Annotated in this window: 22 protein-coding genes; 14 read left to right on the top strand and 8 right to left on the bottom strand. The window is 70.9% G+C overall.

Features of this window, described 5'->3' with window-relative positions:
* Nucleotides 1-5 precede the first annotated feature (5 nt).
* The 6 genes from AB0D59_RS29945 to AB0D59_RS29920 are packed head-to-tail and all read left to right on the top strand — an operon-like array spanning nucleotide 6 to nucleotide 10,249.
* A complete protein-coding gene (locus AB0D59_RS29945; RefSeq protein WP_362571802.1) occupies nucleotides 6-2,456 on the top strand; it encodes a phage tail protein in 2,451 nt (816 codons plus the stop codon).
* A gap of 40 nt (nucleotides 2,457-2,496) precedes the next feature.
* Nucleotides 2,497-4,482, top strand: coding sequence for a hypothetical protein (locus AB0D59_RS29940; RefSeq protein ID WP_362571799.1), 1,986 nt, complete (start codon nucleotides 2,497-2,499; stop codon nucleotides 4,480-4,482).
* Nucleotides 4,479-5,798 (top strand): hypothetical protein, encoded by a 1,320-nt coding sequence (locus tag AB0D59_RS29935; RefSeq protein WP_362571796.1) that lies wholly within the window; start codon nucleotides 4,479-4,481, stop codon nucleotides 5,796-5,798. Before AB0D59_RS29940 ends, AB0D59_RS29935 begins: the two co-directional genes overlap by 4 nt.
* On the top strand, nucleotides 5,795-7,585 hold the full coding sequence (locus AB0D59_RS29930) for a hypothetical protein (RefSeq protein WP_362571793.1): 1,791 nt from the start codon (nucleotides 5,795-5,797) through the stop codon (nucleotides 7,583-7,585). The genes AB0D59_RS29935 and AB0D59_RS29930 overlap by 4 nt, the downstream gene beginning before the upstream one ends.
* 1 nt (nucleotide 7,586) lies before the next feature.
* Nucleotides 7,587-9,542, top strand: a complete 1,956-nt coding sequence (locus tag AB0D59_RS29925) for an ATP-binding protein (protein ID WP_362571790.1) — start codon at nucleotides 7,587-7,589, stop codon at nucleotides 9,540-9,542.
* A 44-nt stretch (nucleotides 9,543-9,586) separates the two neighbouring features.
* Nucleotides 9,587-10,249 (top strand): glycosyltransferase family 2 protein, encoded by a 663-nt coding sequence (locus AB0D59_RS29920; protein ID WP_362571787.1) that lies wholly within the window; start codon nucleotides 9,587-9,589, stop codon nucleotides 10,247-10,249.
* A gap of 46 nt (nucleotides 10,250-10,295) precedes the next feature.
* Here AB0D59_RS29920 and AB0D59_RS29915 read toward each other — a convergent pair whose 3' ends face one another.
* Nucleotides 10,296-12,530 (bottom strand): DUF4157 domain-containing protein, encoded by a 2,235-nt coding sequence (locus tag AB0D59_RS29915; RefSeq protein WP_362571785.1) that lies wholly within the window; start codon nucleotides 12,528-12,530, stop codon nucleotides 10,296-10,298.
* Nucleotides 12,531-12,985: 455 nt separating this feature from the next.
* Here AB0D59_RS29915 and AB0D59_RS29910 point away from each other — a divergent pair, with 455 nt between their 5' ends.
* From AB0D59_RS29910 to AB0D59_RS29900, 3 genes are all read left to right on the top strand, one after another.
* Nucleotides 12,986-13,561 carry a TetR/AcrR family transcriptional regulator gene (locus tag AB0D59_RS29910; RefSeq protein WP_362571782.1) on the top strand — a complete coding sequence of 192 codons (576 nt, stop codon included), beginning with the start codon at nucleotides 12,986-12,988 and terminating at the stop codon, nucleotides 13,559-13,561.
* Between the two features lie 415 nt (nucleotides 13,562-13,976).
* Nucleotides 13,977-14,525 carry an N-acetyltransferase gene (locus AB0D59_RS29905; RefSeq protein ID WP_362571779.1) on the top strand — a complete coding sequence of 183 codons (549 nt, stop codon included), beginning with the start codon at nucleotides 13,977-13,979 and terminating at the stop codon, nucleotides 14,523-14,525.
* A gap of 446 nt (nucleotides 14,526-14,971) precedes the next feature.
* Entirely contained in the window at nucleotides 14,972-15,535 is a 564-nt protein-coding gene (locus AB0D59_RS29900; protein WP_362571776.1) for a dihydrofolate reductase family protein, read from the top strand.
* A 250-nt stretch (nucleotides 15,536-15,785) separates the two neighbouring features.
* On the opposite strand, the gene AB0D59_RS29895 is transcribed toward AB0D59_RS29900, so the two are convergent.
* From AB0D59_RS29895 to AB0D59_RS29880, 4 genes are all read right to left on the bottom strand, one after another.
* The gene (locus AB0D59_RS29895) at nucleotides 15,786-16,391 is read right to left on the bottom strand and encodes a TetR/AcrR family transcriptional regulator (protein WP_362571773.1); all 606 of its coding nucleotides are present in this window, start codon (nucleotides 16,389-16,391) and stop codon (nucleotides 15,786-15,788) included.
* Between the two features lie 191 nt (nucleotides 16,392-16,582).
* Nucleotides 16,583-17,437 (bottom strand): alpha/beta hydrolase, encoded by an 855-nt coding sequence (locus tag AB0D59_RS29890; RefSeq protein ID WP_362571770.1) that lies wholly within the window; start codon nucleotides 17,435-17,437, stop codon nucleotides 16,583-16,585.
* Nucleotides 17,438-17,527: 90 nt separating this feature from the next.
* Nucleotides 17,528-18,274, bottom strand: a complete 747-nt coding sequence (locus AB0D59_RS29885) for a glucose 1-dehydrogenase (protein ID WP_362571767.1) — start codon at nucleotides 18,272-18,274, stop codon at nucleotides 17,528-17,530.
* Between the two features lie 33 nt (nucleotides 18,275-18,307).
* A complete protein-coding gene (locus AB0D59_RS29880; RefSeq protein WP_362571764.1) occupies nucleotides 18,308-19,027 on the bottom strand; it encodes an SDR family oxidoreductase in 720 nt (239 codons plus the stop codon).
* 196 nt (nucleotides 19,028-19,223) lie between these two features.
* Between AB0D59_RS29880 and AB0D59_RS29875 the strand changes: the two genes are divergently transcribed.
* The 3 genes from AB0D59_RS29875 (at nucleotide 19,224) to AB0D59_RS29865 (ending at nucleotide 20,583) form a co-directional block, all read left to right on the top strand.
* Nucleotides 19,224-19,577: a VOC family protein gene (locus AB0D59_RS29875; RefSeq protein ID WP_362571761.1), complete on the top strand. Its 354-nt coding sequence runs from the start codon at nucleotides 19,224-19,226 to the stop codon at nucleotides 19,575-19,577.
* 32 nt (nucleotides 19,578-19,609) lie between these two features.
* Nucleotides 19,610-19,987, top strand: coding sequence for a DUF427 domain-containing protein (locus AB0D59_RS29870; RefSeq protein WP_362571758.1), 378 nt, complete (start codon nucleotides 19,610-19,612; stop codon nucleotides 19,985-19,987).
* Between the two features lie 275 nt (nucleotides 19,988-20,262).
* Nucleotides 20,263-20,583 carry an aldo/keto reductase gene (locus AB0D59_RS29865; protein ID WP_362571756.1) on the top strand — a complete coding sequence of 107 codons (321 nt, stop codon included), beginning with the start codon at nucleotides 20,263-20,265 and terminating at the stop codon, nucleotides 20,581-20,583.
* A gap of 87 nt (nucleotides 20,584-20,670) precedes the next feature.
* On the opposite strand, the gene AB0D59_RS29860 is transcribed toward AB0D59_RS29865, so the two are convergent.
* Both AB0D59_RS29860 and AB0D59_RS29855 read right to left on the bottom strand, forming a co-directional pair.
* A complete protein-coding gene (locus AB0D59_RS29860; protein ID WP_362572021.1) occupies nucleotides 20,671-21,030 on the bottom strand; it encodes a hypothetical protein in 360 nt (119 codons plus the stop codon).
* Nucleotides 21,031-21,198: 168 nt separating this feature from the next.
* Nucleotides 21,199-21,981, bottom strand: coding sequence for an ALF repeat-containing protein (locus tag AB0D59_RS29855; protein ID WP_362571753.1), 783 nt, complete (start codon nucleotides 21,979-21,981; stop codon nucleotides 21,199-21,201).
* Between the two features lie 349 nt (nucleotides 21,982-22,330).
* On the opposite strand from AB0D59_RS29855, the gene AB0D59_RS29850 reads away from it, so the two are divergent.
* Nucleotides 22,331-22,894, top strand: coding sequence for a DinB family protein (locus AB0D59_RS29850; protein ID WP_362571750.1), 564 nt, complete (start codon nucleotides 22,331-22,333; stop codon nucleotides 22,892-22,894).
* Between the two features lie 33 nt (nucleotides 22,895-22,927).
* Here the strand turns inward: AB0D59_RS29850 and AB0D59_RS29845 are convergent, their stop codons facing one another.
* Complete coding sequence (locus tag AB0D59_RS29845; RefSeq protein WP_362571748.1) at nucleotides 22,928-23,065, bottom strand: hypothetical protein; 138 nt, start codon at nucleotides 23,063-23,065, stop codon at nucleotides 22,928-22,930.
* Between the two features lie 631 nt (nucleotides 23,066-23,696).
* On the opposite strand from AB0D59_RS29845, the gene AB0D59_RS29840 reads away from it, so the two are divergent.
* The gene (locus AB0D59_RS29840; RefSeq protein ID WP_362571745.1) at nucleotides 23,697-23,867 is read left to right on the top strand and encodes a hypothetical protein; all 171 of its coding nucleotides are present in this window, start codon (nucleotides 23,697-23,699) and stop codon (nucleotides 23,865-23,867) included.
* Nucleotides 23,868-24,202: the final 335 nt, after the last annotated feature.

The raw sequence follows: 24,202 nt of genomic DNA, 5'->3' as shown, positions 1-24,202 counted from the left end.
GAACGATGGACGTACAGGGTTCCCAGTACCACGTCGTCAACGGGATGGACGACTGGGGCCGTTGCACCGACGCGGCCTCGGGACGCACCCTCAGCGACGCGTGGTCCGACACCGCACCCGCGACCGACGGCACCGCCTGGGAGTACGACCCGGACCTCGGCGTGCTCCGGCTGCGCCGGGACACACCGCTGTTCCGCCGGGCGGGCCGCACGCCGCCCCTCGCCCCGGACATCCGCCGCGGCTCCGGCCGCGACGCCTACGGCAACTGGTACTGGATCGACGCCGACCGGCGCACCATTGGCGGCCGTGCCGGGTCCGCCCGGGCGGCGTCCACCTGGTGGACCGTCGGCGACCTGGCGGACAGCTGCGCCTGCCGGAGCGCCGAACCGGGCACGTTCACGCACACGGGGGCCTGCCCGCCGGTGGACATCCTGCTCCAGGGGCTCGCGGTCACCACCCACCAGTACCTGCTCGTCGGCTACCGCGGCCGGCAGACGCCGTGCGAGGCCGGGCTGCTCGTGTTCGACCTGCGCGGCGGCGGCGCACCCCTGCGGCTGCCGTGGCCGGACGGCGACGCGTTCGACCCGTGGGACCTCGCCGACACCGCAGACGGCGGCGTTCTCGTCCTCGACGCCACCCACTCCGCGTACTGGCGGCTCGACGAGCACTTCCGGCTCCGCGGCCGACAGGCTCAACAGGCCGCCCCTGCCGCGCTGTTCGGGCCCGCCGACGGCACCCCGGCACCGCCGACGACCGGTCCCGCCATGCCCGAGCCCTGGCCGCTGGCCGACGCGGAGGGCAACCCCCTGCACGCCGTCGCCATCGAACCCGGGCCCGACGGCAGCGTGCTGGTCCTGGACGCCGACCCCGGCCGCGGCCACTCCACGCTGTACCGCTTCGACGGCAGGCAACTGCGCTGGACGACGCCTCTCCAGGACGTCGTCGAGGTCGTCGACCCCCGCGACCCGACGAACACCCCGACCCTGTACTCGCTGCTCGGCCACGACTTCTGCTACCTGGCGGGGCCGCCCGCGACGGGCCCGCTGACACCACCGGTCCTGTACGTGGCCGACGCCGAGGGTGCCCAGGTGATCGCCTTCGACCTGGACCCCGACACCGGCGTGGTGCGGGCGCACGACGACTTCCTGCCGATGCGCCGGTGGGCCGGGCGGGCGCTGGTCCGCTCCGGAGCGGGCGCCTGGTACGACTTCGGGGAACGCTGGATCTCCCTGGAGGTGTTCACCGAGTGCCGGTTCGCCACCACGGCGACACTCGTCACCGCCGTCGACACCGCCGGCACGGTACCGGGCGACACCTTCGACAGCAGGCTGCCGGGATGCGTATGGCACCGGCTCTTCCTGGACGCCCAGGTGCCGACCGGCACCGGCGTGACGATCCGGGCGCGCGCCGACGACGACCCCGCCCTGCTGTCGCTGCGGCCATGGCTCGACCAGCCGGTCCCGTACCGGCGCTCCGACGGCCCGGAACTGCCGTGGACCGACGTCTGGGCCGACCGCCGGCAGCAGGGCGGCGCCCTCCCCGACGCCACCGGCACCTGGGAGCTGCTGTTCCAGGGGGTCACCGGTCGCTACGTCCAACTGGAGATCACCCTCACCGGCACCGGCCGGTCCTCGCCGCTGCTGCGCTCGCTGCGCGCCTGGTACCCGCGGTTCTCCTACCCAGAGCACTACCTGCCCGAGGTCTACACGGGCACCCAGGGCCCCGACCGCTTCCTGGAGCGGTTCCTCGCCAACCCCGAGGGCCTCTACACCGCGATCGAGGAACGCATCGAGCACACGCACCTGCTGCTCGACGCGCGTACCGCGCCGACCGCCGATCTGCCGTGGCTGGCGGCCTGGTTCGGGCTCGCCCTCGACCCGCTGTGGGACACCGAACGGCGGCGCTTCCTGATCCGGCACGTCGACACGTTCTACCGCCGCCGGGGCACGGTCCCCGGTCTCGTCGCGACGCTGCGGGTGTTCCTCGATCCGGTCGTGGACGAACGCGTCTTCGACCCGGTGGGGGAGTGCGGCTGGGCGGCGGCCACGACGGGGATCCGGGTCGTGGAGCGGTTCCTGACCCGGGACGCCGCCGCCCCGGCACCGGGCACCGCCGACGACGACCCGCGGACCCGGGCCCGCCGCTTCGCCCACCGGTTCGACGTGCTGGTACCCGGTGACCTGTCGGCGGACGCCGCCGCCATGGTGACGCGCATCGTGGATGCGGCGAAGCCGGGCCACACCGCGTTCGAGGTCAGCCGCTTCGAGGACCTGTTCGTGATCGGCCGGGCCCGGCTCGGCATCGACACCCAGGTCGTGGCCGGCCCGGCGTTCGCGCCGATCGTGACCGGCAGCGGCGTGCTCGCCTCCGGCTACCTCGGCTACGCCCACCCCTTCGACATCACCGACCGCGTCGTGAGCGACCGCGACCGGCTCGGCGCCCTGCACGCCCTGTAGACGCCGCACGATGCCTTCTTGAGATCAGGAGAAGTCCGCGATGACCACCACGGAGCCCACCACCGGGCCCTGCGTCTCCCTGTCCATGGGAACGCTGAGCCCCGACCTGCGGGTCAACTATTCGTACGGGATGGTGCTCGGCCTCGACGAGTTCGTCCAGGAACAGCTGTACCAGCAGGAGAAGACCTACCGGCACCGGCGCCTGCTGCACGGATACGGCACCAGTTACGGCTTGCAGGTGTCCGTCGACCCGGCCCCCGACAGCGGCGGGGACTACGTCATCGCCGTCAGCCGCGGATCGGGCATCGACCAGTGGGGGCGGGAGTTCACCGTCCCCGAGTCCCAGTGCCTGCGGCTCCAGGACTGGCTGACGGCGCAGGAACAGGCATATCCGGGCATCGTCGGGGAGCACAGCGATGGCTCCGGGGCCGGGACGATCTATGTCGTCGCGAGCTATGCCGAGTGCCTGGACGGCCTGGTGCCGCTGCCCGGCCGGCCGTGCGGCACCGGCGAGCAGACCCAGGTGGCGTCCCGTATCCGCGACTCCTGGACCATCGAACTGCGCTGGGACCCCCCGGAGATGCCGCGCTGGGACAGCGACCGACGGCTGGGACGGCTCCTCGCCTCGGTCGCGGTCGTCGAGCAGCCGCAGGGGACCTTCCCGGACGAGAACGCGCTGTTCGCCGCGGTCCGTGGCCTTGCCGACATCGCGCCGAACGGTCCCGGTGACATGGACGAGTTCGGTACGCCGCTCGTGGCCTACGAGATCGCCAGATGGCGGGCGGCGCGCATCTGGGACGAGATCTTCGCCATCTGGGTCAGCGAGGTCAGGCCCCGGCTCGAACCGGACCTGATCACCCCGTCGCGGTCCTCGGACCCCGCGATCCTCCTCGGGGCCCTCCAGATGTACGGGCTCAGCGCAGACGTCAACACCATCTACGACATGCATGCCGAAGACCCCGGCCGGCCCAGTGTCCTGAACACCCAGCTGATCCAGGAGCTGCCCCCGCCGGAGCGGATCGACAGGGAACCGGTCGAGCTGGTGACGCTGGTCCCCTCTCCGCCCACGGCCGGTGCCTTCACCATCGACGCCTGGTTCCACCTGGTGGACTACGCGGTCACCCTGACCGGTCCGATCCAGGTCACCACGGAGGCCGGCGCCACCTTCGCGTTCACGGCGACCGGCAAGCCGTTCGCCCAGGGGGAATCCTCGACCTACGCGAACGTATGGACGCTGACCCCTCCGACCGGGTTCAAGCCCACCGCCGGTCAGCAACTGAGCGCCCGGTTCGCGTCCGACGCGGTGGTCGTCGGGGGCGGTTGGACGCTGAACCAATGGCGCGACCAGCGGGGCGTCCGCTTCCTCAACACGGCCGCGAGCGGGGGAGCCGTTCTGGCCTACACGACGGCGAACGGGACGACGAGCACCCTGCTGTCCGACGACGCACAGAACGAGCAGACCGCACAGGACCCGCCGACCGCCGCGGCCGAGGTCGCCCCGTCGGCCGCCACCAACGCCACCCCCACTCCCTTCGTGACGATCACTGACACCGGTGCGACGGCGGAACAGCTGGACTTCGAGCTGTGGTTCCACCCCGAACCCTGGGGCACCCGGCACGACATGGTCGTCCAGACCCCGCAGGTGCGGGCGTACGACGAGACCACCGGCGACCCGCTGACGGTCACCGGCCCGACCCAGGACCCGCGGCACGGCAACGTCTGGCACGTCACGACGAACGCGCCTGCCGGCAAGAGCCCGTTCCCGGCCTACGTGCGCTTCGTCTTCCCCGCCGAGGACTTCACCCTCACCGGTGCCGCCTCCGGCAGCACCGCGCTGGCGAGCTGGATCGACAGCGGTGCCGTCGAGTTCACCGGCTGGGACCGGGGTGCGGCGAGCATCGTGGTCTTCCACCGGGTCTCGGCGCCTGGCGGCGAGAATCCGGACCCCGCCCCGGCCGTCGGCAGGACCACCCGGGCCAGGACCGCCACGCCGAAGACGACCAGCGGGCGGGGACAGAAGCGATGAGCAGCCAGACGATCGGGTCGGACTTCACCGGCGGCGCGCTGCTGCCGAACTACGTCAACGGGCGGCTGCTCGCCGCCGAGGACCTGGCGACCGGCCAGGCGAGCCTGCTCGCCCGGGACACCCGCATCGGCCGGGCGGCCGGTGCCGGGGTCGTCCAGGGTCTCTGGGTGACCTCGGGCGCCACCACCCTCACGGTGGCCGCGGGCACCGGCATCACCCCGTCCGGGCAGCCGGTCGCCGCCGCGCGGACGATCACGCTGCCGCTGGCCCTGTCGGCCACCACCACCGTCGACACCGCGGTCTTCTCGCGTTGCTCGGGCGGCGGCACGGGCTCCGGCGTCGCCGCGGGCGCGTACCTGCTCACGGCCCGCCCGGTCCAGCAGCGACAGGGGCAGGTGCCGCTGGCCACGTCGCCGGACAGCACCCTGTCACCGGGGTGCGCGGCCCGCTGGACCGCGGAAGGGGTGGAGATCCGGGCGATCGCGCTACCCGCCCTCACCACGGTCTTCGGAGTCGACACCACCACGGACAACCTGCGCAATCTGACGGCCCACTGGTGCTTCGGAGCCGAGCAGTTGGTGAACCTGCCCAGCTACCCCTTCACCTTCGATCCGGCGTACTCGGGATTCGACCGTCTGGCCCCCGCGGACCTCACCGACCTGGATCTGCCCCTGGCGGTCTTCCGCTGGGACGGCCAGAGCGTGGCCGACCTCGACAACTGGTCGGCCCGGCGCCGGATCACCACCCCCGATCCAGTCACCTCGGGCTGGTCGGCGACGGTGGCCGACCGGCGCGACGCCGACGGTCAGGCGCGGTTCCTGCAGTTCCAGGAGCAGATCGACCTGATCGCCGCCGGCGGGAACGCCCGCCACACGGAGGCCACGCAGCACTTCGGGCTGCTGCCACCGGTGGGGTTCCTGCCCGCCGCCTTCCAGAACGGGACCATCGCCGCGAGCAAGGACGTCGCCTCGGCCGCATCGGCGGGCAGGAAGCTGTCGGCCTCTTTCACCGGGTCCTTGTTCGACCCGTGGACCTTCTTCGGCGGTGCGGCGACCTTCGGCGGTGTCATCGACTGGTCGGTGGCCGACTTCGCGCTCCGTCAGTCCTGGCAACTGCCGCCGGAACTCACCTCGTTCAACTCCGACGAGCGGGGCATCCGGCTGACGTTCTACTGGGTCCGGGAGAACCTCGACGCCCCCGAAACCATCCCGACCTACGTGGTGTTCATGACCGACCTGCCCTGGCGGCAGGGCTACGGCGGGACGGTCACCAAGGCCCCCGAGGCCGCGGACACGCCCAAGGACACCGCCACGTGAGCGACGCCGTACGCATCGCCAGGATGCGCCTGCACCGGCCCCGGCACGGCACGTCCGACGCGTACGCCGCCGTCCGCGCGCTCGACCTCGCCCCGCCCGCACCGGACCGGTCCGTGCTGGTGATCCGGCGGCTGAGCGTGCCCGCCGCACAGCCCCGCACGGTACGGGACCGGGTCGCCGCCCTGCGCGGGAGCGCGGCGCGGCCCGCGCTGGGCCCGACGCCGTCCGACTGCACGGCGGTGGTGTTCAGCGACGAGGTCGAGGCCATGACCTGCCTGACGGCCGATCTGGTCGCGGGCCGCGCCGCGGACCGCTGGTACTGGCCGGCGGAGGTCCGCAGGGAGGTTCGCTCGGCGGGCACGGGCACGACACTGGCCCGGATCTGGCTGGACCGGCCGGCCTGGGTACCCGCGACGCTGGCCCGACTGGTGCGGTCCTCCACGGGTTTACCGGAGGGCGCCATACGCGCGATCAGCCTGTTGTCGGACGCCCAGGCGCGGGCTGTGATCGGCGCGGTCCTGACGGCATTTCACGCGACCCAGGCGCGAACTGGGCCTGCGCGGGGGCGAATCGGGGCCTCGGCGGAGCCGGTCGAGGCAGGGGCGGGGGCGGTGTCGACCGGGGCCGGGGCCGGGGCCGGGGCCGGGGCAAGGGCAGGGACGGCCTCGGCCGGGGTCATGACCGCGGCGGATCGGCTGCCCGCCCCCGCACCGGATCGGCCGCTCGCCCTGGCGTCGTACCGGCCGGAGGCCGGCGCCGCGCTCCGGCCCGCCGGACGGGCGCTGCTGTCCCTCGGACTGACCCTCGCGGCCACGCCGTGGGTGGCCCGCGACGGCCGCCTCGCCGGGGAGATCGGCGACCTGCTGCGGCCTGTGGACCCGGCGGCCCCGGACCCCGCCGGACCGTACGCGTACGCCACGCCGGACCGGGCCGGAGCCCGTGCGACGAGCCCCTGCGCCCGTCAACGGGCGGACGTGCCGGCCGACTTCGGGCCCACCGCGGCCGACCGGCCGCCGAGCGCCCGGTCGGCGGCCCATGCCGTGCGTCGTCCGGACCCGGCCGGAACGCGTCCCACGACCGGCACCGCGCGGCGACCGGTGGAGACGCCCGCCGACGACCGGCCGGACTCGTACCCGGCCGGCGCTGCCGGCCCACCCGATGCGACGGGAACGCCGACTCCCGCCCGCCCGGCCGCCGGGGAGGTCGTCGAGACCCGCTTCGCCACCCTCTTCTACGCGGTCAACCTCATGACCTGGCTGGACCTGCCGCGAACCGACGCCCACGAGCCCGTCTCCGGCTGGGCGACCCTCGAAGCGCTCGGCGCCTGGCTGCTCCCCGACGCGTCCGCCACCGGACCTCGAACCGGAGACCGGGAGGGCCGGGACCCGATCTGGCGGATCCTCGCCGAACTCGACGGCCGGGACCCGCACGCCCCCACACCGCTGCGGCTCGACGGGATCACCGACCGGCTGCGGGACCTCCTGGACCGGCACCGGCTCACCCCGGAGGTGTTCGCGCGGCCCGGAACCCTCGTGATCGGCCGGACCCATGTCGACGTGGTCCTCGGCCTGCACCAGATCGACCTCGCCGCCCGGTCCAGCGGCCTGGACCAGGATCCGGGCTGGGTCCCGGCCCTCGGCCGGATCATCGCCTTCCACTACGAAGGTTTCGACCACGAAGGTTTCGACCACGGGTTAGACCACGGCGGGTTAGACCACGGCGGGTTAGACCACGGCGGGTTAGACCACGACGGGTTCGCCCACGACGGCTTCGACGGCGGGAACTGAGATGCCGACCATCACTGCGACGACCGACCTTACCGGCCGTGATCTGCTCGACCGGATCCTGCGCAGGCTGGCCGAGGCGCCGCACACGGCGTCCGACCCCCTGGCGAACCCGCCGTGGCTCGACGAGTACCGGACCGCGGCGCATTCCGACGCCCTCACGACACCCCCCGTACAGCCGCCGTCGCCGCATCGACTCGACGCCCCCGACCGGCTGCTCATCATGGCGGCCGGGCTGATCGAGGAAGACGTCAGGTTCGGCGCGCTCTTCGCTCATCTCCAGGCTCCGCTCCCGTCGCGCCGGCCCTGCGTCGGCCTGCTCGGCTGGCTGCTCGCCGACGCCTCCCACACCGCGTACGGCCTCACCGGCCGGGTGCAGAGCCTCGTACGCCGTGGATTGCTGGAGGTCGACAATCCGGCCGACCCGCGCTCGGAGTGGGTGGTGCGGGTGCCGGTGCCGGTGTGGGATCTGCTGCGGACCGGCCGGATCGGTCCCGACACGCTGCCGGCCGGGCTGACCCACCGGCCGCGGGCGGAGTTTCCGCGGCCGGAAGCGGTCGTGCTCTCCGCCGACGCGGCCGCGGTGGTCCCGAGGCTGCCCGCGCTGCTGCGGGACGGATGGGTCTCCGCCCTGATCGTCCGCGGAATGGCAGGCTCCGGCCGGAGCACCCTGCTCGGTTCGCTGGCCGCCACGCTGGACCGGGATCTGCTGGTGTACGAGGGACAGCCCGGCGGCGACGCCTGGCGGCTGTTCGGCGCCCTCGCCTCGATCGGCGAGGTGTTCCCTGTCGTTCGGTGCGCACTCGGGCCGGGCGAGACCCTGACGCTGCCCCGCCCGCCCGGCGTCGACCAGCCGCTCGGCGTCGTGATCGGCCGCACCGGCGGGGTGACCGGCGAGGCCGTGGATCCGGCGCTGACCGTGACCCTCGGCGCGTGCGGCCCGGCGGACCGCCGCGGACTGTGGACCGCCCTCGGTGTGACGGGTGACGCGGCCGACCTCGACACCATCGTGGAGCGGTTCCTGCTGACCCCGGGCAGCATCCACCGGGCGGCTCCGCTGGCCGTCGCGGGAGCGCGCACGGCGGGTCGTACGGCGGTCACGCCGGCCGATGTCGCCGCCGCCACCCGGACGCTCGACCGGCAGAGCCTGGAGGTGCTGGCCCGCCCCCTGGACCCGTTGCCGGTCGGCGGCCCGCCGGTGCTCACCCCCGCCGCCGCGGCGGAACTGCGCACCCTGGCCATGCGGTGCCGCCACCGGGAGCGCCTGACGACGGCCACCGGGGGCGGGCGCGGTGGTCTCAACCGCGGCGTACGCGCCCTGTTCGGCGGGCCGAGCGGCACCGGCAAGACCCTGGCGGCGCGGCACCTCGCCGCGACGCTCGGTCTTGACGTGTTCCGGGTGGACCTCGCCGCGGTCGTCAACAAGTACATCGGGGAGACCGAACGCAACCTCGACCAACTCCTGGGCCGTGCCGAGGAGTTGGACGTCATGCTGCTGCTCGACGAGGGGGACGCGCTGATGACCCGGCGCACCGACGTCGCGAACGCCAACGACCGGTACGCGAACCTGGAGACCAACTTCCTGCTGCAACGGCTGGAGACCTTCGAGGGCATCGTCGTGGTCACCACGAACGCGGGCAACCGCATCGATCCGGCCTTCCTGCGCCGGATGGACGTGACCGTCGACTTCGTGCCGCCCGACGCCGGTCTGCGCCGCCGACTGTGGTCCGCACACCTGCCCGACGACCACCGGGTCAGCCCCGAGGTGCTGGCCGACACCGCCCGCCGGTGCGACCTGACCGGCGGCCAGATCCGCAACGCCGCGCTGCACGCGGTCCTCCGCGGCCTGGAGAGCGGCGCGCCCGTCGGCGACGAGGACCTCATTGCGGCGGTACGGCGGGAGTACCGCCGCACCGGGGCCTCCTGCCCGCTGCCGAACCACACCCCGGCCCGCGCATGAGCACGCTCCCGAGTGTGAACACGCTCCCGCTCGTGAGCTGCGTCATGCCGACGCACAACCGGCGACGATTCGTACCCCGTGCGATCGCCTACTTCCTGCGCCAGGACCACCCCCGCAAAGAACTGGTGATCGTCGACGACGGAACGGACCCCGTCGAAGACCTGGTGCCGGAACTGCCGAGCATCCGCTACCACCGGCTCACCCGGCGCGTCACACTGGGCGCCGCGCGCAATCTCGCCTGCGAGGCGGCCACGGGCAGCGTCATCGCGCACTGGGACGACGACGACTGGCAGGCCCCCGACCGGCTGAGCCGGCAGGTGCGGCAGCTGACATCGGGACGGGCCGACCTGTGCGGCATGACAAGCGTGCTCTACTACGATCCCGCCGCCGACGTAGCCTGGCGCTTCACCCGGCCGTCCCGGCTGCCCCGCTGGCTCGCGGGCCAGAGCCTCTGCTTCCGCCGCGACCTCTGGGTCCGCTCACCCTTCCCGGACCAGGCGGTGGCGGAGGACTCGGTGTTCGTCCGCCGCCTGATCAACCGGACTCCCACCCGGACCACCCCCGGCGACGCCCTCGTGGCCCTGGTGCACCCGGCCAACACGGTCGCGAAGTCGAGCCGCAACGTCCATGCCTCGCCCGCGACGATGAACGAGGTCCGGGCGCTGCTCGGCCCGGACCTCGACTTCTACCGCACCCCGTGGACCTGAGCGGCCGGGCCGTCCGCTCCGGCACCCCGGACGGACGGCCCGGCCGTCACCGCCGTCCCGTTCCCTGCTTGGTGTACTTGGCGGTCAGCTCCTCGATCCTCCGGAGGACCTCGGCATACGCCCGCGCCTCGCGTGCCCGTACGGCGTCGACGTCGGACGCGCTGTACCCGAACTTCTGCGCCTTTGCGTAGGGGATGTCCGCCCAGCTCTTGTTGGACTTCAGGCTGCTGCCGTTGGCGTCCGCCCGCATGCGCAGGAGGTTGTCCGGCAGGTCGCCGAGAGCGGCCAGCTCGTTCCTGAGCACCGCCTGCACCTCCGCGGGCGCCTGCGCGTAGAACGCCAGCAGCCTGTGGAGTTCGGGCAGTTTGGTGATGCGGTCCAGCGACACGAGGTGATCCGTGGCGAGCTCCGGCTTGGTGGCCTGGGCGTTCCACGCGGCGAGGGACATCACCTGGTCGACCTGGATCTCGCCGGCGGCGGTGTAGTTCGGGCCGTTGCTCCGCATGAGGTCGTTCAGGTTCTTGCTCGCCTGGTTCAGAGCCTTCTGCGCGGCGTCCCGTTCCCGGGTCACGGCGGGCAACTGGATGTCCGTGACCGCCGTGGCCGCGCCCCCGGCGTCCTGGACCTCGTGCTGCAGGGCGTAGTTGCGGCTCAGCCAGTCCAGGTACGCCCTCTCCTCGGCCGTCCGCCCGGCCTCCCGGCGCAGTTTCCGGACCGCCTCGACCTTGTCGTCGTAGGTCGGCAACCGGTTGATCCGATCGAGGCGGGCCTTCAGCGAGGCGGGCTTCGCCGGTCGCTCTCCCGCCTGTTTCAGCAGTCTGCCCTGGGCGCTCCGCTGGTCCGCCCGGTGTGACGGGACCGACGCGTCGGCGGCGGCGACCGCCTGCTGTCTGGCCTCCAGCTTCTCGGCGGCCCGCTGCCGGCCCGCGGCGTCGAAACCGGCTGCGGCCACCTTCGGGGCCGTCGTCGACGTGGTCGGGGAGGCTTTGGCGGGGGCCTCGGGCGGGGCGGTGCGCGCGGTCGTTTCGGCGGTGGGCCTCGCAACGGCGGTGGGCGGTGCGACGGTGCTCTGCTGCGGGCGTACGGTCGCGGTCGGCCGTTCGGCGACGGCCGACGGTCCGCCCGCCGGCGACGGGCTCAGCCCCGCCGGCCGCAGCGGTTCGGTGACGGCGGCCCGCGGGGGACCCCCGGCCGCCGGCCCCTGGGTCACGGGTTCCGCCCTGGCCATTCCGATCATCTGGGCGGTCAGTACGTTCCGGATGAACCCGGCGAAGCCTGTTCCGCCTTGCGGACCGGCAGGCGGACCACCGGCCGTGAGCGGCTCGGCGGCGAGGACTTCGGGGACACGAGCGGGTCCTGTTCGCGGGCCGCTCCCCATCGCCAGGACCCCCATGACGAGGGGCTCCATCCACGTCTGGAACCACGCTTGGGCACGAGCCGATTCCAGCGCCTTGGCGTTCACCTGGTCGAAGGTCACCGGCTCGTGCATCACCTGACGGGCTTCGAGCCAGTCGAGGACCTTGTCCATCTGAGACGTGATCGCTTGACACGCGTCCAACTCGTCGGCTGCCGCCTGGTACTCCGGTCCGAGTGCGGACCGGAGCCCAAGGGTGAACTTGTCCATGTCATCCGCGTATTTGACGTTGTCCTTGCTCCAGATCCTGGTTCTGACCTCGTCCTCGTGTGTGACTGCTCTGGTGAGCCGCGTGTTCCAGTAGCGCTGCCAGATCCGGAACATCTCGCGGGCGGTCAGTGTGTTGTGCGGGTTCTGCGGATCACGCGAATCCCCGTGCGTCGCACGGTCCTCCACCCCGACGACCTGCCGATGGACAACCCCCGCCTCCCCCGTCTCCACGAGCGCGGCCCCGGGCGCGGCCCCCGCCGCGACGGCGTCGGCGGCCCGTTCGGCGGCCTCACCGGGGGAGCTGAGCCTGGTCGGCGCCGTCGGTGTCCGGCCGCCCTGCTGGACGACATGGCTCAACTCGTGCCGGAGCAGCCGCAATCCCGTTCCGGTGCCCGGCGCGTAGTGGCCCGCGGCGAAGGCTATGTGGTTCCCCACCGTCCACGCGCTCGCGTCGACGGACCGGGCGGACGCCGCCGCCTCGGCGTCCGTATGCACGCGTACGTCACCCAGACCCCGGTCGAAGTCGGCCTCCAGCCGTGTCCGGACCACAGGGTCGAGCGGCTGTCCCGGCTGCCGGGCGACGACGTCCGCGACGGCCTTGATCGTGGCCGTACGACCGCCCCGCGCATCGCCCGCGTCGCCCGCGCCGTCAGGCACGGCCCACAGCGGGATCGTCCGTCCTGCCCCGTCTGCCCCGTCTGCCCCGCTGTGGGCCGTGCCTGCCCGTGGCGCGGCGCGAAGCCCGCAACCGGCGTCGTCGGTCCGGCCCCAGGTCTTCTCCGACCCGGGCTCAGGGGAATGCTCACTGCCCACGTCCGCCTCCGTCGAGTCGCGTCAAGTCGGTTCGCCTCAGCTGTCGTCGGTCCGGCTCAGCTTGCCCAACGGCCCGTCACCCTTCCGTCACGGAGAACGGGGAGTCGAAGGCCTCGGGGCAGGCGAGGGCCCATCCGCGGACCGCGGACAGGCCCTGTTCACGAGCCGGCGACCGGTCCTCGGCCAGCGAACCGTTTGCTCCGCCAGGGGTCGAACGCCTTCGGTGCCCAGTTCCCCGGACTCGGGCCGCGACTGACGCACGGCGCGAACAGCAGGACACAGAAGGCGCACCTCGGCCGGTGACCGCGCGGCGGCCAGGGGGCCGCACGGCCCGCACTCGTGCCCGGATCCTGGAGGCCACGTTGCACCTCGTCGCGCGGGACGGCATCGCCGCCCTGCGCTACGAGGAAGTCGCCGAGCTGGCCGGAGTGCACAAGACGAGCGTCTACCGCAACTGGCCCGACCGCGACGAGCTCGTGACCGCGGCACTGCTCCGGTACTCCGGCACGGTGGAACTGGAAGACACCGGAGACCTGCGCCACGATCTGGTCAACTACCTGGTGGCGCTGGCCGACCTGCTGTCCACCACGACCGGCCGTGCCATGCAGCGCGCCATCCAGTCCGCACGGGAGCACCCCGAGGTCGCGCTGCCCGTCAACCGGATCTTCGAGCAGCGTGTGGCCGCCCTCCAGCAGGTCGTGGACCATGCCGTGGTACGCGGTGAACTGCCCCCGGTCGACGGCTGCTTCCTCGCCGAGATGCTGACCGGCCCGGTTCACCTGTACGTCAGCCGCGGCCTGCACCCCTTCACCCGCGCCGAGGCGGAAAGGATCGCGGACGTCGTCCTGGCCGGACTGCGGCACACAGCTGGATAGCTTCCGCTGCCGACGACACTCATTGAGACCGGGCGCCGAGGTCCCACCACATATCGAGCCCCATCGCTCTTCCTGCTGGTCAGCGCGGATCGAGCCCCCTGCTGGTCAGCAAAAGGTCGGCATCGGTCGTGGGAAGTCGTTCGGCATGGCGCAGAGCTCGTTGCCCAGGGGCATGGGGTCGATCTTCAAGGAGTGCGGACATCCGCAGTCGCGGTGGCGAAGTGCCCCCATCCATACCGGATTCGGTACCAGTCGGCGGCCGCACTAGCGCCGCATCAGAGAACCTTTGCCCTGTGGTCATGTGACGTGCAGTTCGGACGCTGCACGTGGTGTACAACTCGGTGTCACTCACCGCGCATCCTTCGGGCTTCAAAACCGTGTGCGAGCGACCGGGACTGGTCCTTACCCTCCGGTCATGGATCTTCGCGAAGAACTTCCGAGCGACAGAGAGTCTGTGCGGGAAATCCACCTGCGGGCGTTCGGTGACCACGGCCTTGTCGTGGCCGACCTGGTCGATACGCTGCGGGGCACGATCACGCCCGCGGACGGTCTCTCACTGGTCGCTGAGCTCGACAGGCAGATCGTCGGGCACATCATGTTCACCCGCAGTCTGCTCGATGCCCCTCGGCGACTGGTTGAGGTGCATGTGCTCAGCCCGTTGGCCGTCATGCCCGAGCATCACAAGCACGGTATCGGCTCGGCTCTGGTCCGACACGGGCTGAAGACTCTCGCTGAGCGGGCCGTTCCCCTGGTCTTCCTGGAGGGCGATCCGGGCTACTACTCCCGCTTCGGCTTCGCGCCCGGTGACGACCAGGGCTTCCGAAAGCCATCCCTGCGCATTCCAGATGGCGCCTTCCAGGCCCTCAGACTCCCGGAGTACGAGCCATGGATGACGGGGACACTGGTCTACGCGGAGCCGTTCTGGCGGCACGACGCAGTCGGCCTCCGCGACCCCAGCGCATAGTGCCGCGAGAACCTCTACCCCTGTCGTGACGTGATGCGCCGTGCGGATGCTGGAAGACGAGACGTTCGCGCTTGACGGCCCTGGAGAAGGACGAAGACGAAGGAGTGAACCACTGAAGTGCAGCAGGTCTCAGGACCACGTCATCATGGTGCTGGTATGCAGCTGGTGCTGAGAACATGGCGCGGTTTCTGAGATCCCACAGGATGCGTGGGGAGTGTCGCCGCCGATGACATGTCGATCTTCTGTGACTTGCTGGTTCTCTGTTGTCTCACCGCGATGTCACCCGAGATCAGTCTCAGATCGATGCCGTTTCCTCGGCGGAACGATGAGTATGCGGCTGAGCCACCGAGCACGAGGACTACATGCGAGCTCAGACCGCGCACCGATGAGTTTCCCGCGCCGCGCCGGTCTGTACGCGTGAGACCGACTCACGGAAAGCTGGCGCCATGCGGAAACTGATCTACGGCATGAACCTGAGCCTGGACGGCTACATCGCCGCGCCCGGTGACGACATCGGCTGGAGCGTGCCGAGCGACGAGCTGTTCCAGTTCTGGTCCGACCAGTTGCAGGCGACCGACCTGTCGCTGTACGGGCGCAAGCTGTGGGAGACGATGAGCTCCCACTGGCCGACCGGCGACCAGCAGCCGGGCGCCACCCCGGCGGGGATCGAGTTCGCGCGCCGCTGGCGGGACATGTCGAAGGTGGTGTTCTCCTCGACGATCGACAAGGTCGACTGGAACACCCGCCTGGTCACCGGCGACGCGGTCGCCGAGATCACCCGGCTCAAGGCCGAGGACGACGGCCCGATGGACATCGGCGGCGCGACGCTCGCCGGGGCGGCCATGCGGGCCGGGCTGATTGACGAGTACGTGCTGGCCACCGCGCCGGTCCTGGTGGGCGGCGGCACGCCGTTCTTCACCGCGCTGGACAGCTGGGTGAACCTGAACCTGGTGGAGACGCGCACGCTTCCCTGCGGCGTGATCCTGACCAGGTACGAGACGAGGCGCTGAGCGCCCGTCACGCGATTCGACCGTGTGCCGGGCGTCGTGGTCGGCGGCCAGAGCCCGGTGCAGGGCGGCGGCGAGGGCGAAGCAGCCGAGGTGGCTGTTGGCGACCTGTTTCTATCGGCGCTGGTCGGCGTACTGCTTGGGTTGGTCGGGGCACGACGTCAAAGGCGGTCAGACCCCGCGCCGAACGCCGCGAGACGGGCGATCTCCCTCCGACGGTCCCAGCTCTCGGCTCGGGAACCGCCGCTGCTTCTTACTGCCCGGGGTCGGCCGCTGTTCCGTCCTTGGGTGCCGCATCGAACAGTGCTGCAGCTGCAGTGCGGGCGGTGGTCGCTGCAGAGGGGTCCCGGTCCATGCGGGCCGATATTCCGGCGCCGTCGTACAGGAGGTGCAGTTGGCGTGCCAGTTCTTCGGGGTCGGTGGTGCCGGCCTGCCGGGCCAGTTCTGTGAAGAGCGCCCTTACCCAGAGCCGGTACCGGTCTGTGGCGCCTTCGACGGGGCTGCCTGGTAGTGCTTCTGCGCTGGCCGTCATGTGTGCGCAGCCGTTGAAGTCGGGTTCGGTGAACAGCTGGCCCTGTGCGTCGAAGACGCCCAGCAGTCGCTCGCGGGGTGTGCGGAACCGGGTCAGGGCGCGTTCGACCTGCTCACGGGTGTCGGCGTGGCGGGCGTCGAGATACGCCTCGACCAGTTGTTCTTTGCTGCCGAAGAGGTTGTAGAGCGATGCCTTGGCAACACCTGCCTTCTGCACGATGCGCTCGATGCCGACGGTCTGTACGCCTTCCTGGTAGAACAGCTCGTCGGCGGCGGCCAGGAGACGCTCACGTACGGTCGGTTTCGAGGCGTTGACCTTGCTGGGCATGGCGCTTTCCTTCTTTCAGACTAGTGGTTCAGTTTACAGCTCCGCTCAGGGCTTCTTCGGCTGCTGTCCATGGCTGACAAGGTTAGACCGACCTGTCTTCCCAATCTGCGAACGGAGGTGGGCACCGCGATGCGGTGACCACCTCCGTTTTGCTGCGCGTCGGCTGCCGGGTGGCGTCGGCCGCTCGTGGTTCAGCGGTCGAGGAAGAACGTGGTGTGGGTGACGAACCGCTCGGGGTACTGGAAGTGGGCGCCGTGGTTGGCGTCCGGGTAGAGGATCAGCTCGGCGTTGGGGAGGAACTGCTGCAGGATGTAGGAGTTGATCGTGGGGATGATGATGTCGTCGGTGCCGTTGACCACCAGGACCGGGATCCTGATGTTCTTCAGGACCGCGTACGCGGGGTCCTTCGTGGCGCCGTAGGTGTGGATGGCAGTGCCCTGGCCGGCGTAGACCTGCTCGCCGAACGCGGAGTCGTCGCGGTCCTTGCGGGCCACGATCCTCTCGACGTATGCGCGGCCCGCCTGCTGGCTGGTCTCGGTCGGGGCGAAGAGGACCGGCAGCCACATGTCTTCCTGCCGGGGCAGCTTGACGGTGAACAGTGCGGCGGTCTGTGCCGGTGTCTCGCCGATGCCCACGCCGCCGCGCGGGCCGGTGCCCACCAGGACCAGTTTGCGGGCCAGGTCGGGGCGCTGGATGGCGACCTGCTGGGCGACGAGGCCGCCCATGGAATGGCCGACCAGGTCCACGCTCGTCAGCCCGAGGGCGTCGATGAAGCTGCCCGCGTCGGTGGCCATCTGCTCGATGGTGTCCGGGACGACGCCGCTGGTGGAGGCCACCCCGGTGTTGTTGAACAGGATGACCTCGCGGTCGGCGGCGAGCCCGTCGCTGATCGCCGGGTCGTGGTCGTCGAGGTTGCCGATGAAGTGCTGGAAGAACACGACCGGCGTCCGGTCGGCGGCCGCGTTGCCGAAGCGGCGGTAGGCGAAGCGGATGCCGTCGGCCTCGATGAACCGGGTCGGGGCGGTGTCGTGGGTGTGGTCGGTCACGGTGGCGCTTCTCCTTGAATCAGCGTCTTGAGATGGTGGGGCAGCCGCACGTCGACTGCCCGGCCGGGCGAGCTGCGTGCCCGGTGCAGGTCAGTTGGCGCTGTGGCCGCCGTCGGCGTTGAGGATGTGGCCGGTGATGAACGACGCCTGGTCCGATGCGATGAACACGATCGCGTCGGCGACCTCCTCCGAGAGGCCGAGGCGGGCCAGCGGAACCTCGCTCACCAGGGCCGCCTTGTTCTGCGGTGTGCCGGTGAAGCGGGTCAGCATGCCGGTGTCCGTGGGGCCGGGGGCCACGCCGTTCACGCGGATACCCGAGGCGGCGACCTCCAGGGCCACCGACTTGGTGATGCCTTCGACGGCGTGCTTGCTGCCGACGTAGACGGAGGCTCCGGCGGCGCCCTCGTGGCCGTAGGTCGAGGAGATGTTGACGATGCTGCCGCTGCCCTGTTCCTGCATGACGCGGACCTGGTGCTTCATGCTCAGGAGCACACCGAGGACGTTCGTGTCGAACGTCGCGTTGTAGGTCTGCGCACTCTGGTCGGTGATCGGACTGGGACGGCCCTCGGTGCCGGCGTTGTTCACCGCGACATCGAGACGGCCGAAGCGGGTGACGGTCTCGTCGACCATGGCACGCACCTCGTCCTCGTTACGGACGTCGGCGTTGATGAACTCGGCCCACGAGCCGAGCCCGCGCAGTTCCTCGACCAGGGCCTTGCCGGCCTCGTCACGGCGTCCGGTGACGACCACGTTCGCGCCCTGCTTGGCGAAGGCGACGGCGGCGGCGCGGCCGATGCCGGTCAGCGCACCGGTGATCAGTACGACGGGGGTATCCATTGCTGTGCTCGGTTTCTGTAGGTGTGGTGGCGGTCAGACGGCGGTGCGTCCGCCGTCGGCGGGGATGACGGCGCCGGTGATGTACCGGGCGGCGCGCGAGGCGAGGAACGCGACGACGTCGGCGATCTCCTCGGCCTCCGCCGCACGGGCCAGGAGCGTGGTCTCGCCCAGGGCCGTGAGGCGCTCCCTGGAGGAGCCGCCGGTGTAGACCGGTCCGGGGGCGATCGTGTTCACTCGCACGCCCCGCGGGCTGTACTCGGCGGCCCAGGACCGGGTCAGCGAGGTGAGCGCGGCCTTGGTGGCGCTGTAGGCGGCGCCGCCCGCAAGTCCGATCTGCCCGGCCATGCTGCCCAGGTTGATGACGACGCCCTCGCCTCGCTCGGCCATCGCCGGCGCGATGACGGCCGTGAGGTAGTAGGCGCTGCGCACGTTGGCGTCGAACAGTGCGTCGTAGGTGTCGGGCTCCAGGTCGGCGGTGGGGCCGAACCAGGAGAACCCGGCGTTGTTGACGAGGACGTCGACGTTCTTGGCCGCTTCTGCGAGCTGCTTGAGGGCGGTGATGTCGGTGAGGTCGGCGGCGATGAACTCCGCCCGGCCGCCGAGGCCCTCGATTCCCTTGACCACTGCGGCTCCGCGGCCGGCGTCGCGCCCGTGCACCAGGACCTTGAACCCGTCCCGGGCGAGCTTCTCCGCAGTCGCCCGGCCGATCCCGGACGTCGCGCCTGTCACCAGGGCTGTGTGCGCCTCGGACATGGCACGCCTCCTTCCGATTGACCAGACTGGTCTGTCTGGTCTTGCTATCCAGCTAAACACCGGGACCTGGTCTCGTCAAACGGAGGCCGACATTAGGCGCTCTACCTGGTGTTTGACAGCCCTAGATGCGGGATCTACGGTTGAAGAACAATTTAGACAGACTGGTCTGGCCAGTATTCGGAACGGGAGACAGCGCATGAGCACCACCTTCTTCGGCGCCTCGTTCGACGCCACCGACGCCGCACGTGCCGCGGCGTTCTGGGCCGCCGTCCTTGGCCGCCGGGTCGCCGACGGGGCCGACGAACACGACGCCGTGGTGGAGGCCGGCGATCCCGGCAGCGGGCCACGGCTGGCGTTCCACCGGGTCCCCGAGGCCAAAACCACCAAGAACCGCTTCCACCCGGATCTGATCACCAGCGACTACGAGGGCGAGAGAGGACGGCTGCTCGCGCTCGGGGCGACCAGGCTCCACGAAGTCGTGCGCGACGGCGCCCGGTGGACCACGTTCGCCGACGTCGAGGGCAACGAGTTCGACCTCATCGCCGGCTAGAGCACCCGCCACCAGGAATCGAGGAGAAGACCATGACGACGACAAGGCAGCCCAGGATCCCCGGCCCCGACCATCCGATCACCGTCGAGCCCACCGGCGCCCGCGTCGTGGCCCGTATCGGCGGACAGATCATCGCCGACACCACCCGGGCCCTGACCCTGCGCGAGGCCGGCTACCCGCCCGTCCAGTACATCCCGCTCGACAACGTCGACCAGTCGCTGCTCACCCCCAGCGACACCCAGACGTACTGCCCCTACAAGGGCGACGCGTCCTACTACGGCCTCGCCCTCGCCGACGGCGCGCGGACCGACGCCGTGTGGTTCTACCCCGCGCCGTACGACGCCGTCGCGGACATCGCCGGCCACGTCGCCTTCTACACCGACCAGGTCGACGTAGTCGTCGGGGCCTGAGAGCCCAGAGGATTACCCGGTTCCGCCCCTGGCGGGGAGGTGGTCGTTCACCGGTGTTCCGTGAGTCCCGGCCGGACCGGAACCGAGTTCTTCATCTCAGCGAACGCCGGGGGCGGCCGGGACAGGACCCGGCGGGGCGGAGGGGGACACCGGCGTTACGCAGAGCGAGGCGGACAGTGGCGGGGGGACAAGCCCCTGGCAGTTCGCCAAGCTCCAGCACGCCGCCGACCCCTCCGGCTGCACCGCTTCGTGACCATGCAGTGGGCAACAGGGTCATGCAGAACCAGTACAACCTCCTGCGCCGCCAGGACGAGCTGGAGCTGATGGCCACGTGCGGCGACATGGGCGCGGGACTGGTGCCCTACTCGCCGAACGGGAAGGGCCGCCTGGCGCGCCCCGCGGGCGAGCAGAGCCTCCGTTCCCGTAGCGATCACGTCGTGCAGTCCTTCGACAGCCCGCACGACGAACCGGTCATCGAGGCGGTCCAGCAGGTCGCCGACGGCCGGGGCGTCGGCGGTGCAGCAGGTCGCCGGCGGCCGGGGCGTCCGCATGGCGTGAAGGAGCCGTACATCAACGCCGGACCCTCCCTGTTCTGACCACCGGACCCCTCGCGGACACCGCGCCGACGGCCAAGACGCCCCAGGGCCGGTCCCGTCCGCAGGCTGAGAGGGCCGAGCGGTTGGTCACAGCCCTGGGAGACGAGGCAGGCGGTCAGCGCAGCTGCTCGGTGGGCTCAGACTCCTGGGACCGGGTGGCCGCCAGGCTTGCCAGGAGCTTGAGGCGCTCTTCGGACGGGGTGCCGGGTTCGGCGGTGCAGAGGGCAGGTCGTGCACGGTCCGGTTCGGTGTGGGCAGGTCCAGGGACTGAGAGGTCAGTTCCAGGCGGCCGACGTCCGGGTGTTCCAGGCGCTTGACCCCGTCGACCCGGACGCGGACGTCGTGCGCGGCCCACATCGTGCGGAACTCGGGGCTGAGCGTGGACAGCTCCCCGACGAGTTCGCGCAGGGCCCGGTCGTGGGGCTCACGTCCGGCCTCTGCCCGCAGCAGCGCGACGGTGGCATTGGCGGCGGCGTCCCAGTCGACGAAGATCCGGGGAACTTCCAGGCCGCAGATGCGGGGCTGCGCGAACCCGCGTATGCCGCGTTGCCGGGCCGGGCTGCGTGCGGACGCAGGCCTGGCCCGGTCGGTTGGGTTTCCGCGGCTGTGCTGTGCTCAGCTGCCGATCTCGTACTGGCCGACGGTGCGGAAGTAGCGGAGGGCTTCTGGGCTGCCGTCGTCGAGGACCGCCTGGATCGCGTCGTACATGGCGTCGCTGATGTTCGGGTCCGTGAGCATGTGGGTGATGTACACGCGGTCGTCCTCGGCCTGCGCGAGCCGGTATCCGGTCCACCGGAAGTGGCTCAGGGCTTCGGCGGTACCGGCGTCGAGGGCGGCGTTGGCCTCCGCTATCACCCTCTTGTCACCGCTCTGCGTGGCCACATACAGGATGTGTGCCACGGCCACGGAGTCGTCCTCGACCTGGGCCTGGGCGTACCCCGTCTCCAGGAAGGCACGCAGCGCTTCGGGGGTGTTGGCGTCGAGGGCGGCGTTGGCCGCCTTGATCACTCGCTTGTCACCGTTCTGGGTCGCCACGGCGAGGACATGGGCGACCGCGACGGAGTCGTCCTCGGCCTGGGCGAGGCGGCATCCCGTCTCCAGGAAGGCACGCATGTCCTCCGCCGTACCGCTCAGCGCCTTGTTGGCCTCGCGCAGCACGCCCGCCCCGGCGTCGTCGTCCGTGAGGATGTCCTGGATCTCGGCCCTGACTTGGTCGTCCGTCAGCTCGTCGACCGGGGTCCCGGTGCCGGTCGAGACGTCCGGGCAGGCCGTGGCAGGCGTGGTGGTGACGGGCGTGGTCGGCGTGGACGTGTCGGCGGCGAAGGCCGGTGCGGTGAAGAGAAGGGCGGGCGTCAGAACGGTCGCGGCGACCAGCATCGCGGCGCGGGTCGGTCTCATGGATGTGCCTCCGTATTCGGTGGTTGATCGGTATGAAGCATCTACATGCCAGGTGCATGGGTCAACACGCTTCCCGGCGGCGGAGAACGGTCCTGATCTCGGGCGGGAGGCTGCGGTCTTGATCACCCGTCATGTCATCGGTCGATGCTGTCGCATCTGGGTCATTGAACCCAACCCGGCCAGCCGGGTTGTTCATGTCAAACAGCCGTTCGCGGCGGCGCGGCCCGAAGGGCACATCAGCCCCCAGCGTCATCTCCGGTGCGGTACGTTCTCGTGGCTCGTGGCTCGTGGTCGGCGACGGCGTCCGCGAGGGCCGCAGCCAGGTCTCCGTTGTATGTAGTGTGCGGAAATGAAAAGAAGCGAGCGGCTCGCGGAGCAGCTGGACTGGTACTGGCACAAGAACCTGCGGCCGCGGCTGCACGGTCTTACCGATGAGGAGTACTTCTGGGAGCCGGTGCGCGGCTGCTGGAGCATCCGCCCACGTGGCACGTCGGCCGCACCGATGTCGGCAGGTTCGGGAGAGTGGACGATGGACTGCGCGTCCCCTGCTCCGGTGCCGGCGCCGGTGACCACGATCGCCTGGCGGCTGGCGCACATCATCGTCTCCTGCCTGGGCTATCGGGTCGGATGGCACTTCGGCGGCCAGGACGTCGACTCCCAGACATTCGCCTACGCGGGGACCGCTGACGAGGCGCTGAAACAGCTCGATGAGATGTATGGGAGATGGAACGCGGGGGTCCGCGAACTCTCGGACGCCGACCTGGAGAATCCGCCCGCGGTGGGTCCCGAGCGGTTTCCCATGGAGAACAGGGTCCTGCACGTCAACAGGGAGCTGATCCATCACGGCGCCGAGATTTCCCTGCTGCGCGACCTCTACCGCTGGCAGGACGGAGCCGTACCGCGCCGAATATGACTTTCCGGTCATCGGCGATCGAGCTTCGGAAAACTACGTGGACTCCGTGACGCTCCGTGGCTGCGACCTTCTGTGTAGCCGCGCCCTCTTGAAGTAGCTGGTCAGGGTGGTGGCGTGAGGGTCGTTCGGGGTGGTCATGCTGGTGTTGGGCATGTCTCGGGTGTAGATCATCTGTCAGCGGGCTCCTTCGAGGTTCATCAGGACGAACTGGGACGCCCTGTACGTCCCGGTTCGGCTGCTGGGCGGGACGGGCCGGGCTCGAGAAGCCGATCGCGCCGTCCAGCACCTCGGTCCGGACGATCACTACGCGCACCAGATCGTCGCCCGCTTTGGATCGCCACCGAGTGCCGGGGTGGCTTCGCAGAAGACGGTGATGATGCCGCTCCTCTTGTCGCAGGGATGCATCGGGAGCGAAGCCGGTGTTGAGACGGTCGGGCGTCTCTCGAAGTGTCAGGCCAGGCCGCGCCCGCACGAGCGTGATGCCGGCCTCGGCACGTCGGGTCGAGCCCGGCGCAGTCGCGCCGCCGGCAGCCGAGTTCCGTCGGCGCCGGCGGTGGTTATGGTCGCCGATCAGAGCGCGGTACACATCACTGTGGCGAAGAGCGCTCCTTCGGCATACCCCGTGTTCGTGGCCCGAACGGTCCAGCCGGTCGCCGTCGGGCTCGATTCGTTGAAGAGGACCGCGGGGCCGCCGGACGCGCCGCCGCCGGTGGGTACCTGACCGGCGGGACACTCCGCGTGAGCCGTGGCCACGGCTCCGGCTGCCGGCCTCAGGGTGCTGCTGGAGCCGTAGGTGGGCTGTGTGTCGGAGCAGCTGACGAGCGCCCGCACGTACGACAGCGGGGCGTCCGGGTCGTACACCGCGTACTTCGCCCGTGCCTGCCACTATCTGACCATCGGCCAGGCGGGGACATCCAGCATGCTGAGGAATGCCATGGTGCCGGCCTGGCCACCGCCACCCACCGTGAACTGAGAGCCGCAGCCCGCAGTGCTGTACTCGGCGCTCTCTCCTGGCTGAAGGGCCACATCCGGTCCCGCGCGATGGGTGATGGTGATGTCCGTCGTGCAGATCACCCGGGGATGCAGTGTCTGCACCTTGTTCGCGCTGTTGTAGGCCCGCACCCGCCAACTGTTCCCCACCGGGGCCGATTCACTGAGGTAGACGGCGCTGACCGGGTCGGACTGGACCGTCGCGCCACCTCCTGTGGGCGCCGTTCCCTGCGGGCAGTACGCCGCTGCCGTTCCTTCCCGGCCGGGGTTCAGGATGGTGGGGTGGCCCGGATACTGGGTGACGGTGGCGCGGTGGTT

It is taken from the genome of Streptomyces sp. NPDC048417, from assembly GCF_040651615.1.
In the GTDB taxonomy this organism is placed as follows: Bacteria; Actinomycetota; Actinomycetes; order Streptomycetales; family Streptomycetaceae; genus Streptomyces.
This window is presented reverse-complemented; position numbering and strand designations above follow the sequence as displayed.

Coding starts and splice junctions, on each gene's coding strand:
- AB0D59_RS29945 (WP_362571802.1), top strand. CDS start 6: ATGGACGTACAGGGTTCCCAGTACCACGTCGTCAACGGGATGGACGAC.
- AB0D59_RS29940 (WP_362571799.1), top strand. CDS start 2,497: ATGACCACCACGGAGCCCACCACCGGGCCCTGCGTCTCCCTGTCCATG.
- AB0D59_RS29935 (WP_362571796.1), top strand. CDS start 4,479: ATGAGCAGCCAGACGATCGGGTCGGACTTCACCGGCGGCGCGCTGCTG.
- AB0D59_RS29925 (WP_362571790.1), top strand. CDS start 7,587: ATGCCGACCATCACTGCGACGACCGACCTTACCGGCCGTGATCTGCTC.
- AB0D59_RS29920 (WP_362571787.1), top strand. CDS start 9,587: ATGCCGACGCACAACCGGCGACGATTCGTACCCCGTGCGATCGCCTAC.
- AB0D59_RS29905 (WP_362571779.1), top strand. CDS start 13,977: ATGGATCTTCGCGAAGAACTTCCGAGCGACAGAGAGTCTGTGCGGGAA.
- AB0D59_RS29900 (WP_362571776.1), top strand. CDS start 14,972: ATGCGGAAACTGATCTACGGCATGAACCTGAGCCTGGACGGCTACATC.
- AB0D59_RS29895 (WP_362571773.1), bottom strand. CDS start 16,391: ATGCCCAGCAAGGTCAACGCCTCGAAACCGACCGTACGTGAGCGTCTC.
- AB0D59_RS29885 (WP_362571767.1), bottom strand. CDS start 18,274: ATGGATACCCCCGTCGTACTGATCACCGGTGCGCTGACCGGCATCGGC.
- AB0D59_RS29880 (WP_362571764.1), bottom strand. CDS start 19,027: ATGTCCGAGGCGCACACAGCCCTGGTGACAGGCGCGACGTCCGGGATC.
- AB0D59_RS29875 (WP_362571761.1), top strand. CDS start 19,224: ATGAGCACCACCTTCTTCGGCGCCTCGTTCGACGCCACCGACGCCGCA.
- AB0D59_RS29870 (WP_362571758.1), top strand. CDS start 19,610: ATGACGACGACAAGGCAGCCCAGGATCCCCGGCCCCGACCATCCGATC.
- AB0D59_RS29865 (WP_362571756.1), top strand. CDS start 20,263: ATGCAGAACCAGTACAACCTCCTGCGCCGCCAGGACGAGCTGGAGCTG.
- AB0D59_RS29855 (WP_362571753.1), bottom strand. CDS start 21,981: ATGAGACCGACCCGCGCCGCGATGCTGGTCGCCGCGACCGTTCTGACG.
- AB0D59_RS29850 (WP_362571750.1), top strand. CDS start 22,331: ATGAAAAGAAGCGAGCGGCTCGCGGAGCAGCTGGACTGGTACTGGCAC.
- AB0D59_RS29845 (WP_362571748.1), bottom strand. CDS start 23,065: ATGATCTACACCCGAGACATGCCCAACACCAGCATGACCACCCCGAAC.